This window comes from Cucumibacter marinus DSM 18995, assembly GCF_000429865.1.
Lineage (GTDB): Bacteria > Pseudomonadota > Alphaproteobacteria > Rhizobiales > Devosiaceae > Cucumibacter > Cucumibacter marinus.
In genome coordinates, this window is sequence record NZ_KE386979.1 from 63,193 (window position 1) to 74,589 (window position 11,397).

Genomic DNA, 11,397 nt, shown 5'->3' on the forward strand with positions numbered 1-11,397 from the left:
ATTTCAATCCGACGGTTTGATGGCATCGATGCGGCGTCTGTCCCGCTTTGTGGGACGCCCGGCGCCCTGCGGGCGGATCGCCTGTTCGAAGGCGGTGGCCGGTTTTGGGTCGCGTGGCAGTTCGGGCGACATGTCCTCGTAGAGCAAGCTTGCCTTGTCTGCGCCTTCGCGCCGCTCGGCAATATCGAGGACTTTCCAGATCCGCAGGCCGCGTCCGATGGTGATGGTCAGCACATCGCCGGGCCTGACGCTGGCAGCGTTGGAGGTGGTTTTGGTGCCGTTGATGCGGACATGCCCTTCCCCGATCAGGCGCTGCGCCGCCCCGCGGGTCCGCCCGCAACGGGCGAACCACAACCATTTGTCGAGGCGCTGGGCGGGCGCGGTCATTCGGAGTTGGACACCCGCTCCTTGAGCGCAGCCAGCGCGGCAAAAGGCGAATCGGGATCGATCGGCCGCTCTTTGCGCGGACGGTCGTTCTGGCGCGGACGATCATTCTGGCGCGACCGGTTTCCACCGCCACGGCCTTCGCCGCCGGGCTTTCCGCCCTTGCCCTTGCGCGGGCCGGCCTTGTGACCGGGCCGGTCGCCATTGGCCGGTTTTTCGCCGCGGCCCTGCCGATCACCAGAGGCATCCTGAGAACCGCGCTTGCTGCGCTGGCGGTTCTTGGGGCCGCGATCGCGACGGGCCGGATACCAGACCTCGTCATATTTGGGGCCGGTGTCTTCTTCGTCAGCAGCGGCGGCGTCCCCCGCAGGCTCGCTGTCGGCACTTGCGGCTTCAGGCTGAGCTTCAGTTGCGGCTTCCGCCTCGGCGGTTGCGGTTTCAGCCTGGGCGGTTTCGGGTGCTGCCTGCGGTGCGGCCTCATTGGCCGGAGCGTCTGCAGAGGCTGCGTCGGTGCCGGTGTCTTCCACCTTGTCCGCTTCTGCCTTTTCCGATTCCGCTTTGGCCTCTTCAGGTTGCGCAGTTTCCGTTGCAGCGCCTTCCGGCTGGCTGCCGGTTTCCGCGCTTTCCTCGATCAGGGTGCGCTGCACGCGATAGCCGAGCGAGGACAGGATCGAGTTGAACTCTTCCCCGGCGCAGCCGAGCAGCGAAGTCATTTCGACTGTCACGCGGAAGCCATTGCCCTCGGCGGCGCCTTCGGGGGCGGGAATGCCCTCGGGGTTGGCCGGGTTCCCCGGATTGTAGGAAATCAGCGGGCGGATGATATCGGCGAGACGTTCGAGAATGTCGACGCGCACGGCACGGCCGCCGGCGAGCTTGAAGCCGGCAATCTCGTAGAGCTTGGGCGCGATCTCGGGATCGACCTCGATGGAGGTACGACCCGACAGGACGATCCGCGGCAGTTCGGCAACGCCCGGTTGGCGCACGCCGCCATGTTTGAGCGCATAAAGAATGAGGGCCAGCTCACGCGGGGCGGGCTTCAGCATCATCGGCAGATAGATGTGATAGGCGCCGAACTTGACCCCGAGCTTGCGCATCTTGCCGCGCACATCCTGATCGAGGCCGCGCACCTCGTTGGCAACCGCGTGACGCGGCAACACGCCGAGCGCTTCGGCCAGCTGGAAGGCAACGCCACGGGCAGCCCCCTCGAGCTCGGCCGGGTTCTTGAGCGTGATGAGCTGTTCGAGCTGGGTGTTGATCGAATGGCGCAGCCACTGGTTGAGCCTGTCCTGCACACGTTCGAGCTCGGGCCCGGACAGGCTCTCATCGGCCAGAAGCACGACGCGCGGGGACAGCACGTCCTCGCCCTCTGCGAGTTCGGCCACGACATCACCCCGCCAGCGGATGCAGCCATCCGAGGTGAGGATAAATTCGTCATTGGGCGAATCCGCCAGCCGTTCGGCGCGCTTCTTGATCTCCGGGGCGATGGCGGCACCGGCGGCACTACGCAATTGCCGGCTGTCTGCCTCGCCATCGAGTTTCTGCAGGGTGAAGCGAAATCCTTCGATGGCGCCGATCACATGGCCCTCGAGGGATACTTCGCCTTTATCGTTGATTTCGGGTGTGGTCATGTGTCGGTCCCGGAGGTGGCGCATCAGAACACTTGTCCGGCGATCCACGAATCGCTGGGTCAGCTTCTCGTGCAGGGCGTCGGACAAGCGGTCCTCTATGTCACGGGTTTTTTCGCGCCAATAGGTAGGGTCTTCAAGCCAATCTTTACGGTTTGCAATAAAAGTCCAGGTCCGGATCTGCTTGATCCGATTGGACAATGTATCAATTTCTCCAACTGTATTGTCGCAAAACCGTACCTGTTCGGCAATCCAGTCTTCTTCGATACGGCCTTTTCCGGTCAGATCCCGGAAAACAGTGGTGATGATGTCACCATGCTGGGCCGGTGAAATGTCCCGATAATCGGGAATCTGGCAGCACAACCAGGCCAGTTTGACTTGCGCCTCGCCGCGTGCGGCGTCCGCGGCGTCATGGCGGGAGAGGTAGTTGAGCGCGCGCTGGTCGGCGACGACCGGCACGCGGGTGAGGCTTGGATGCTCGGGCACCGCCTCAAGGCTGCGGGTCAGGGCGTCGAGACTCTTGAAGTCGAGATCGTTGTTGCGCCATTGCAGAACCTTGACCGCATCGAAGGCATGGCTTTCGAGCCGTTCGACCAGTTCATCGTCGAAGGTTTCGACGCCGCCGGTGACGCCGAAGGTGCCATCGCGCTGGTGCCGCCCGGCGCGGCCGGCGATCTGGCCGAGCTCGGCGGGGGTCAGGTGCCGCCATTGCTTGCCGTCATATTTCTGGTCCGAAGCGAAGGCGACGTGATTGATGTCGAGATTGAGGCCCATGCCGATGGCGTCGGTGGCAACGAGAAATTCGACGTCCCCGTTCTGATAGAGCTCGACCTGGGCGTTGCGGGTGCGCGGCGACAAGGCGCCGAGCACCACGGCAGCGCCACCACGCTGGCGGCGCAGCAATTCGGCGATCGAATAGACCTCATTGGCCGAAAAGGCGACGATGGCGGTACGGCGCGGCTGACGGGTGATCTTTTTCGAGCCTGAATAGAGCAGGGTCGACATGCGCGGCCGGGTGATGATCTCGGCGCGCGGCAGCAGGGTCCGGATCACAGGCGCCATGGTATCGGCGCCGAGCAGCAGGGTCTCGTGGATGCCGCGGGCGTTGAGCAGCCGGTCGGTGAAGACGTGCCCCCGGTCGAAATGGGTCGCGGTCTGGATCTCGTCGATGGCGACGCAGTCAAAGGCCATGCCTGTTGGCATCGCCTCGACGGTTGCGACCCAATAGCGGGCCTTGTCCGGCACGATGCGTTCTTCGCCGGTCACCAATGCCACCGCGCCCTTGCCGGCGCGCTTGACGAGCGTCTCATAGACCTCGCGCGCCAGAAGCCGCAGCGGCAGGCCGATCATGCCGGTGCGATGGGCCAGCAAGCGCTCGATGGCGTAATGGGTCTTGCCGGTATTGGTGGGGCCGAGCACCGCCTTCACCGGGCGGGCACTGCCGGGCACCGAATCGGTGAACGGCTTGACCTCGGTCAGATCCATCGCAGGTCCCCCGTTTCCTGATTTCGACCCCGGGTGACGTCGATTGCCAGTCCGGGCCGTTTCATATTGAGACAGGTTGATGGATGGATCACAGCGGCGAATTTACGTTTGGTACAAATAAAGAACAAACTCGGATCGAATCGGCACTAGCGCGCCATTCCAGATTCGTTCTCTACCTTATCTGGTAGGCTTGAGGGCGCCAGCACCCAATCGGGGTTCACCCCATGGCAAAATCGGCAAATTTTCATCAAATCCCGTTCATCATTGTTTGCAACCGGTTAATCGGCGCGGGAATCGCCGAAATCCTGCACCTGTCTTAACCGGTGCATATGGCGATTATTTTGCCGATTAACACCCTTCCCCCCGATTTCCGCGGCTTCGGTTATCGCGGCTTTACGAAAAAGATTTTGACGTGCCGAATTGGGACAAGCCCCCGGCATTGAACCCCCGGGTTTCGGCACCATGTGTTTGTGACCAAACGGGCAATCGGGGACCAAGTGGATGAAAAGACGAGGATTATGGATCGCCGCAGGCGTTCTGGTGGCGGCGCTTGTGGCTGGCGGCCTGGCGGCACTGGCCGGGCTTTCGGATTTCGATCTCGGACGGCACGAGGCACGGGACCTCGCTTTCGACCACAAGGGCGAACAGATCGCCGGCACGCTGGTCTTGCCGGCTGGCGTCGAGAACCCGCCGATCGCCGTTATCGTGCATGGTGACGGCGCGCAGGACCGGTTTTCGGGCGGGGGCTATCTGCCCTTGTTCAACACCCTCATAGATGCCGGCATCGGCATATACGCCTATGACAAGCAGGGGGTGGGCGAAAGCTCGGGGAACTGGCTCGATCAATCCATGCAGGACCGGGCCGATCAGGCACTGGCCGCGCGTAAGGCGGTGGCGGATGCGACGGGCGATGCCGCGCGGATCGGCTTTCTCGGCTTCTCCCAGGCCGGCTGGGTGTTGCCCAAGGCTGCTTCACAGGAAGAACCCGCTTTCACCGTGATCGTCGGCGGGGCCGTGAGCTGGCGCGAACAGGGCGCCTATTACACCCGCCGCCGGCTGGAAGCCGAAGGGGTCGACAGCGACACCATCGCGGAAACGGTCCGCGACGAACTGGCGGCCAACGATGCGCTGTTCGGTTCGGCGGGGGAAGGCGAGGGACGGGACGATATGAGCCCGGACCGCTTTGCCTTCGTCAAGCGCAGCTACCTCGCGGATGCGCGGGCCGACATCGCAACGATGCAGGGCCCGGTATTGGCGGTCTGGGGTGCCGACGACCTCAATGTTTCGGCGGACTACAATTCGGGGATCTACGCGGAACAGCTGGTGCCGGGCCCGCGGCGCGAAGTGCGTGTCATCCCGGGTGCGACCCATGGGCTGTTACGTGCCTCGATCTACAATTACCAGCTTGCTTCGGACTGGCCGAGCTGGAAGCAGACGCTTTACACCGTCTCGGGCCGCCGGGCCTATGCGCCCGGGGCCATTGAGGGGATTGCCGAATGGATCAGCTCGGTGACCCCGGCACGCTGAGACGCATACGCGTCGCAGAAGCGAAGCCGAAAACGGATTTGAGCGGGCCGAGTTGCATTTCGTCGACCGGCTCAAATCCGCGCCGTTCGTAAAGCGCGCGGGCGCGGGGATTGGTGTCGATCACATCGAGCCGAACGGCAGGCAGGCCGCGACCCTGCGCCTCGGCGACGATGGCATCGAGCAGGGCTGTGCCGACGCCTTTGCCGCGCGCCGCCTCGCCGACGAAAATGCCATCCATCAGCAGTTCACCCGGCTCTTTGTCGCGTTCGAGCAGGCTGAGCAGCACGGCCCGCCAGATGGCACCGAATGTGCCATAGACGGCTTTGAGATCAGAAAAGCCACCGCCGACAAAGGCGCCTTGTTCTGTCTTGAAGCCGGCAACGCCAAGCAACTCGCCCTCATCGGAAACTGCTGAAATCGCATGGGCAGGATCAACGGCACCGTCAAGAAAGCGGACAGCTTTTTGCTCGGGGCCAAGAGGGACGCGCAGCTTCTGGCCGAAGGCGGCCCAGAAGTATTGGATGGCCCGGGCGCGATGCGCGGGGCGGATGCCGGGTTCGATGGTGAAACCTGGCCTGTTGGAGAGATCAGGGTCTGTCATTTCCCCAATGTCGGGTCGAACCGGCGCGGTTCAAGTGGCCGTTTCAAACGAGGTCCGTCATCGGTCGCGGAAGGGCGCCTTGATGCCCTGCTCGCAGGTCAGGCGCTCGTAATAGTCTGCCAGCATCTTGCCCTTTTCGGGCTTGAAATGGCGGTCGGCGAATTCGAGCAGTTCGATCCTGTCGAGGCGGAACGAGCGGAAATCCTCGCGCAATTCGCACCAGCACACCGCGGTCCAGGCATTGCCCCAGAACCATAGGCCCAGCGGGCGCACATCGCGTTCGGTGGCGTTGCCCTGTTCGTCGCGATAGGCGAAGCGCATGACTTCACGACCCTCGGCAGCGGCCTGCAGGCGGTCGAAATGCGCCCTTGCGATGGGCTGGAGCTTGAATTGGGGGGCAAAGATCGCGGTCTCCGCGAGGCGGGGGCGGAGGTTTTCGGGTAACACCGCCTCGATCTTGACGAGAGCCTCCTCCGCCGCCCGGGCCGTCGATGCCCCGGCCCAGGCCTTGGCGAGGCGCGCGCCGACCACCAGGGCGGCGATCTCGGCGCGGTTGAACATCAGGGGCGGCAGGTCATAGCCCTGGCGCATGATGTAGCCGATGCCGGCCTCGCCATCGACAGGCACGCCGGAGGCCTGCAAGTCGGCGATGTCGCGATAGATGGTGCGTTCGGAGACTTCGAGGCGTTCGGCGAGCATGCGCGCGGTGACCAGCCGGCCACCGCGCAAGAGCTGAACGATCTCGAAAAGGCGGTCCGCCCTTCGCATGTCAGTTTCTCCGGTCAGGCCGCACGAATGTCAGCAGCCTTGGCTTCGAAAACGCCAATCGAATTGCCGTCGGGATCATAGGCATAGGCAAAGCGGCCGCTCGGGATCTCGATCGCCGGGGAGATCACTTCGCCACCGGATTCGGTGATGCGCTCGAGCGTCGTCTCGAGGCCATCGGGGGCATTCAGATGCACGGTCGGACCCTCGCCGCGCGGGGCCGGCTTGCCGGGATAGATATGTCCGGCAATACCTTGGCCGGCTTCGGCGATCGGAAAAATGGCCATCGGATTGGGTCCGGTGTTGTCGATCTTGAGTTCGGTCGCAAAGACCGTGTTGTAGAATGTCACGGCCTTGTCGAAATCGGAAACCGGGATTTCGATCCAGGCGGTAAAGGATTGAGGGGTGAAGGTCATGGGTGCTCTCCTTGGTTGGATGAGCGCACCCTACAGACCCCCTCCTGACACCATTCTGTCAGGAGTGAGCACCGTGCCGGAGGCCAATTTGCTCCGGTGGAGCGAATTGAGGTGCGAACGCCCGAAGAGCTATGCTCGCAAGGCAGGGCGCAGAGCCCGGCTGACGATCCAGTGAATCGTCTGCAGTCTTCGAACGCCCGAACAACTACGCCGGCCGGCCCGCCCCGATCCCCACGCAGCCGGCGACACGCAGTGTTGCGGTTGTGGCGCAAGCGGCGATGACGAGCAATTCCACCAAGGGTACGGGGCCCGTCAGCAGCACCAACATGAGTGCCCCCATCAGCGCGCCGCCGATATAGCGCCCCACCGGGTCGTAGACGGGCCGCTCGCTGGCGCTGCTGGCGATAAAGGCAAGAAATGCGAAGACGATCGCCAGGATCGGCCAGAGCGAAATCATGCCGGTGAGGGCGAGACCGGTGAAGCCGGCGAGAATAAGCGCGAAGTCTGCCCAGACGTCGAACCATGCGCCGAAATCGGAACTGGTGCCGAAATGCCGGGCGAGGCGGCCATCAGCAAAGTCCGTGGCGATGGCAAGGGCGAGCAGCAGCGCCGCAGCGCCGTGCTGGCCGGTCGCTGTCAGCCAGGCCAGCGGCAATGCCGCCATGAGGCGGCTAAAGGTCAGGGCATGCGGGATGAGGCAGCGGCTCATCGCTCAAGTTGCAGCGCGGCGCCTGCGCGTGTCGCCATTTCGACACCGATGTCGGTATTCGATCCCTCGATCGGTTCGTCGGGTTCATTGGGGCGCAGGACGGTGTAGGCCTGTTTGAAGACAATCTCTCCGCCGGCCGTGTCGACGGCGTTGCTCAAACGGCGCATGGCCGGGTCTGTGGTGCCGGCGCCTGTGAGGAGCAGGGCGAGCTTGTTGCCTTTCAGTGCACCAAGGCGCGCCAGGAAGCGGGTCAGCGGGCGGGCGGCGCGGTCCATGTAGATCGGGGCGACGAGCACCAATAGATCATAGCGCTCGAGGCCGGTTCCGGCCTTGCGGCTGGGGGTGATCTGGTCGACGGCCCAGCCGTTTCGCTGAAGCCCGAGGGCGAACCCCTTCGCGATGCGCTCGGGATAGGCGCTGAGGCCGGGATGGCAGACAATCAGGGCCCGGCCAGATTTTCCGTCCTCCGCCAATGTCCTGAGAGACCGGGGACGTTCCCTGGTGATGGCCCAGAACAGGCCGGCCAGTGCCAGCGCGACAAGGACCACAATGATCGCGATGATGGTAAGAATTGTCATGTCACCGGCCTCCCCAAACCCTGGTTCAAGGCAAATGGGACTATAGGGCGCCGGTTACAAGACTGCCTAGAGCCCTGTCAGGCCGGTCAGCACCATGGAGAGATCGCCGAAGGCGGTGCCGATCAGGATCCGGTAGGGGATCGACAGGCCCTCGCGCCCGAGCGGGGCATACCAGATCAGCATGCGCTGGTTGGTCTTGAGATATTCGGTCGATTCGGAGTTGGTGAAGTGCCCGGCTATCGGCTTGTAATTGAGATTGCACAGCACGACGGGTCCCTGGTAGCCGGTGCGCTGGGAGGTGGCTTCCTGATTGTCGTTGAAGCTCATCTGCATGTCGAAGCGCTCGATGCCGGTGAACAGCTCGAGCTTGCGATTGCAGACCTCGGGGCCGAAGCCATTGGTGCGTACTACAAAGGCGGCCAGCGGATCATTGACGCCGCGGCGGTCGGCATTGCGCAGTTCGACCCGGCCTTCCATGGCGGTCAGGGGCGGAATGACGCGTTCGCCGGTCACATTGCCGCCGCTCGCCTGATATTCGACGGTGAAGGCCTCGTCCTCGGTGCGGGTGGTGAGGGCGAAATAGTCCGAGCGAAGCTCGTTGCCGCGCACCCGCCCGGCCGAGGAGGCGATGGCGGTACCCGAGGCGACAAGGCTCGCCAGCCCGACCACGGTGCCATCAACGGACATGCGGTAACGGTCGCCCTCGATATTGAGCCCGATGGTGCCCGAGGCAATATTGGTGCCCCTCAGGGTCACGACATAGGAGGCGTTGACGAAGAGCTCGGCGGCGCTGGCCAGGCTTGATGTCAGGCACAGCGCGATGAGGGCGGCGATACGAAGGGCAGCGGGCAATGGAGCGTCCAGGGTTCGCGTGCGAGGGGACCGGTTTACCGAATCATGGTGTATAAAGGGTGACTATGGTGTTATTCGAGGGCAAGAGGGTGGCAATCAGCGCGCTTGGTCTTGACGCGCACGGGCGCTTTGACTAACTAGGCGCAACTTTTTTCGACAAACCCGGTGCCGGCGCCGCGATTTCGACGGGCTGCCGGCCTTTTGATGGATATAGGACATAGCCATGGCACGGCGTTGTGAACTCACCGGCAAGGGCGTGATGTCGGGCAATAATGTGAGCCACGCGCTCAACCGCACCCGGCGCAAGTTCCTTCCGAACCTGTCGACCGTCAAGCTCGCCTCCGAAACGCTGGGGGAGACCTACAAGTTCAAGGTTTCCGCTTCCGCGCTTCGCACGGTCGAGCATCGCGGCGGTCTCGATGCGTTTCTGTTGAAGGCCAGTGACGGCGAACTTTCCGATCGCGCTCTCGCGGTCAAGAAGGCCGTCAAGAAGGCCCAGCCCGCCGCCTAAGGCCGGGAAAACGAGATTGCATCCGTCTCTGGCGGATGCTTAGAGAAGACCGCGTGGCCACCGCCGCGCGGTTTTTTGTTCATCCCGCGCCGGTCACTTGCCGGAATGCGGACAACAGAGGTGCATTCCTTATGCTCACTCGCCTAATCGTGGCGTTTGTCGCCATGGTGGCCGTTGTCGCCACGTCCAACTTTCTCGTTCAGTTTCAAGTCGAGGCTTCGCTCGGCCCCGTCGATCTGGCGCAGATCCTCACCTGGGGGGCGTTCACCTATCCGGCTGCGTTTCTCGTCACCGATCTCACCAACCGCCATTTCGGCCCTCGCCTCGCGCGGATCGTCGTGCTGGCCGGCTTCATTGTCGCTGTCGCGATGTCGATCTGGCTGGCCACGCCACGCATCGCCATTGCCTCGGGCAGCGCCTTCATTGTCGCGCAGATGCTCGATGTGTCGATCTTCAACTGGCTGCGACAAGGCCGCTGGTGGCGGGCGCCGCTTGCCTCCTCGCTGATCGGCTCGGTCATCGACACCACGATCTTCTTTTCGCTGGCCTTTGCGCCGTTCTTTGCGGGTATCGATTCAACGCTGGGGCTCGAGGACAGTTCGCTCGGCTTTGGCGTGCCGTTCCTGTCGGTGGGCGCCGAGGTGCCGCTGTGGATCTCGCTGGCGGTCGGTGACTTCCTCGTCAAGCTCTTGATGGCGGCGATCCTGCTGGCGCCCTATGGCGCTCTGCGCCGGCGCATACCTGAAGGCGCGCCTGCCTGAAAGGGCCAAGGACTGTAGATATGCAAAGGGCGGCTCGTGGCCGCCCTTTTTGATTTCCCGAATGGAGACCGTCCCGACTAGGCGAGTTCGGACAGATAGGCGGAGAGCAGGTCGCGCGCAGCCTTGAGGTCGGTCTTGTCGATGGTCTCGGTCACGGTGTGGATGTAGCGCGTGCCGACGACGATACCGATGGCCCTGGCGCCCGCGCCGGCCTGCTGGGTGGCGGCGCCGTCCTGCCCGCCCCGGGCGAGGATGGTGCGCTGATGGGGAATGTCGTGCTTCTTGGCCAGCGCTTCGAATTCGCGCACAAGGCCGATATCGGCGATGAAGGAAGAATCCTTCACATGGATACCGACGCCCTTGCCCTGCTGGGTCACGGCCTGCTTTTCGGGTACGCCCGGTGTGTCGCAGGCGAGCGTGGTGTCGATGCCGATGCCGATATCGGGCATGATCCCGAAAGCCGAGGTGCGCGCGCCGCGCAGGCCGACTTCCTCCTGGGTGGTGAAGACCACATGGATCTCGCAGGCATGGTCGAGCTTCTTGTCGATCAGACGACGCACAGCCTCGATACCGAGCCAGCAGGCGACACGATTGTCGAGCGCCTTGGAGACGACCTTGTCACCCATTTCGAACAGGGGCTCGTCCATGACGACATAGTCGCCGACCTGCACCTTGTCGCGGGTCTTCTTGCCCAGCCCCAGATCGATGAAGAAATCGGCGATCTCGGGAATCTTCTTGGCATCTTCGGGCGCCTGGATGTGCACCGGCTTGCCGGCGGGGTTCATGACGCCCTTGATGTCGCCATCGTCGGTGCATACCAGCACGCGCCGGGAGAAGAGGTTGCGATTGTCGAAACCGCCGACCGGGTCGACATGCACCCAGCCTTCCGGCGTCACATGGCTAACGAGGAAACCGATCTCGTCCATATGGCAGGCGAGCATCACCTTTTTGGGCTCTCCATCACCCTTGCGGGTGGGTTTGCGCACGCAGATCAGCGAGCCCATCGGGTCGGTGGTGACCTCGTCGAACAGGCCCTTGATTTCGGCCTCGATCAGGGCGCGAACGCGGTCCTCACGGCCGGGGACACCGGGGGTCTCGCACAGCCGGCGCAGCAGGTCGATATTCATAAAGAAAATCCTCAAGCGGGGTTCTAAAGCGGCAACATTGCCGAGTTTCGCGCCCT

General features: G+C 63.4%; 12 protein-coding genes. 3 read left to right on the forward strand and 9 right to left on the reverse strand.

All coding sequences use genetic code 11. From position 1 onward, the window contains the following. Window positions 1–3: 3 nt before the first annotated feature. Window positions 4–387, reverse strand: a complete 384-nt coding sequence (locus G489_RS0115890) for an RNA-binding S4 domain-containing protein (RefSeq protein WP_029042349.1) — start codon at window positions 385–387, stop codon at window positions 4–6. Then, entirely contained in the window at window positions 384–3,494 is a 3,111-nt protein-coding gene (locus G489_RS0115895) for a helicase-related protein (RefSeq protein WP_051332733.1), read from the reverse strand. The genes G489_RS0115890 and G489_RS0115895 overlap by 4 nt, the downstream gene beginning before the upstream one ends. A 501-nt stretch (window positions 3,495–3,995) precedes the next feature. On the opposite strand from G489_RS0115895, the gene G489_RS0115900 reads away from it, so the two are divergent. After that, the gene (locus G489_RS0115900) at window positions 3,996–5,021 is read left to right on the forward strand and encodes an alpha/beta hydrolase family protein (protein WP_029042351.1); all 1,026 of its coding nucleotides are present in this window, start codon (window positions 3,996–3,998) and stop codon (window positions 5,019–5,021) included. Here G489_RS0115900 and G489_RS0115905 read toward each other — a convergent pair. The 6 genes from G489_RS0115905 to G489_RS0115930 form a co-directional block, all read right to left on the reverse strand. Continuing rightward, window positions 4,996–5,622 carry a GNAT family N-acetyltransferase gene (locus G489_RS0115905; RefSeq protein WP_029042352.1) on the reverse strand — a complete coding sequence of 209 codons (627 nt, stop codon included), beginning with the start codon at window positions 5,620–5,622 and terminating at the stop codon, window positions 4,996–4,998. The two genes, G489_RS0115900 and G489_RS0115905, sit on opposite strands and share 26 nt — an antisense overlap. A 57-nt stretch (window positions 5,623–5,679) precedes the next feature. Next, the gene (locus tag G489_RS0115910) at window positions 5,680–6,390 is read right to left on the reverse strand and encodes a helix-turn-helix transcriptional regulator (protein WP_029042353.1); all 711 of its coding nucleotides are present in this window, start codon (window positions 6,388–6,390) and stop codon (window positions 5,680–5,682) included. Window positions 6,391–6,404: 14 nt separating this feature from the next. Next, window positions 6,405–6,803, reverse strand: coding sequence for a VOC family protein (locus G489_RS0115915; RefSeq protein WP_029042354.1), 399 nt, complete (start codon window positions 6,801–6,803; stop codon window positions 6,405–6,407). Between the two features lie 205 nt (window positions 6,804–7,008). Beyond that, window positions 7,009–7,512, reverse strand: a complete 504-nt coding sequence (locus tag G489_RS21055; protein ID WP_051332734.1) for a CDP-alcohol phosphatidyltransferase family protein — start codon at window positions 7,510–7,512, stop codon at window positions 7,009–7,011. Then, the gene (locus tag G489_RS0115925; RefSeq protein WP_029042355.1) at window positions 7,509–8,090 is read right to left on the reverse strand and encodes a flavodoxin family protein; all 582 of its coding nucleotides are present in this window, start codon (window positions 8,088–8,090) and stop codon (window positions 7,509–7,511) included. Before G489_RS0115925 ends, G489_RS21055 begins: the two co-directional genes overlap by 4 nt. Before the next feature lie 66 nt (window positions 8,091–8,156). After that, the gene (locus G489_RS0115930; RefSeq protein ID WP_029042356.1) at window positions 8,157–8,942 is read right to left on the reverse strand and encodes a DUF3108 domain-containing protein; all 786 of its coding nucleotides are present in this window, start codon (window positions 8,940–8,942) and stop codon (window positions 8,157–8,159) included. A gap of 223 nt (window positions 8,943–9,165) precedes the next feature. Between G489_RS0115930 and rpmB the strand changes: the two genes are divergently transcribed. Together rpmB and G489_RS0115940 are read left to right on the forward strand one after the other, a co-directional pair. Beyond that, window positions 9,166–9,453, forward strand: a complete 288-nt coding sequence (rpmB, locus tag G489_RS0115935; RefSeq protein WP_029042357.1) for a 50S ribosomal protein L28 — start codon at window positions 9,166–9,168, stop codon at window positions 9,451–9,453. A gap of 131 nt (window positions 9,454–9,584) precedes the next feature. Next, on the forward strand, window positions 9,585–10,214 hold the full coding sequence (locus tag G489_RS0115940; protein WP_035873183.1) for a queuosine precursor transporter: 630 nt from the start codon (window positions 9,585–9,587) through the stop codon (window positions 10,212–10,214). Between the two features lie 77 nt (window positions 10,215–10,291). Here the strand turns inward: G489_RS0115940 and G489_RS0115945 are convergent, their stop codons facing one another. Further along, the gene (locus G489_RS0115945; protein WP_029042359.1) at window positions 10,292–11,341 is read right to left on the reverse strand and encodes a M42 family metallopeptidase; all 1,050 of its coding nucleotides are present in this window, start codon (window positions 11,339–11,341) and stop codon (window positions 10,292–10,294) included. Window positions 11,342–11,397 lie beyond the last annotated feature (56 nt).

Bases quoted from the DNA above. Each gene is read 5' to 3' on its own strand.
- rpmB (WP_029042357.1), top strand. From the start codon at position 9,166: ATGGCACGGCGTTGTGAACTCACCGGCAAGGGCGTGATGTCGGGCAAT.
- G489_RS0115905 (WP_029042352.1), bottom strand. From the start codon at position 5,622: ATGACAGACCCTGATCTCTCCAACAGGCCAGGTTTCACCATCGAACCC.
- G489_RS0115890 (WP_029042349.1), bottom strand. From the start codon at position 387: ATGACCGCGCCCGCCCAGCGCCTCGACAAATGGTTGTGGTTCGCCCGT.
- G489_RS21055 (WP_051332734.1), bottom strand. From the start codon at position 7,512: ATGAGCCGCTGCCTCATCCCGCATGCCCTGACCTTTAGCCGCCTCATG.
- G489_RS0115910 (WP_029042353.1), bottom strand. From the start codon at position 6,390: ATGCGAAGGGCGGACCGCCTTTTCGAGATCGTTCAGCTCTTGCGCGGT.
- G489_RS0115925 (WP_029042355.1), bottom strand. From the start codon at position 8,090: ATGACAATTCTTACCATCATCGCGATCATTGTGGTCCTTGTCGCGCTG.
- G489_RS0115895 (WP_051332733.1), bottom strand. From the start codon at position 3,494: ATGGATCTGACCGAGGTCAAGCCGTTCACCGATTCGGTGCCCGGCAGT.
- G489_RS0115915 (WP_029042354.1), bottom strand. From the start codon at position 6,803: ATGACCTTCACCCCTCAATCCTTTACCGCCTGGATCGAAATCCCGGTT.
- G489_RS0115945 (WP_029042359.1), bottom strand. From the start codon at position 11,341: ATGAATATCGACCTGCTGCGCCGGCTGTGCGAGACCCCCGGTGTCCCC.
- G489_RS0115900 (WP_029042351.1), top strand. From the start codon at position 3,996: ATGAAAAGACGAGGATTATGGATCGCCGCAGGCGTTCTGGTGGCGGCG.
- G489_RS0115940 (WP_035873183.1), top strand. From the start codon at position 9,585: ATGCTCACTCGCCTAATCGTGGCGTTTGTCGCCATGGTGGCCGTTGTC.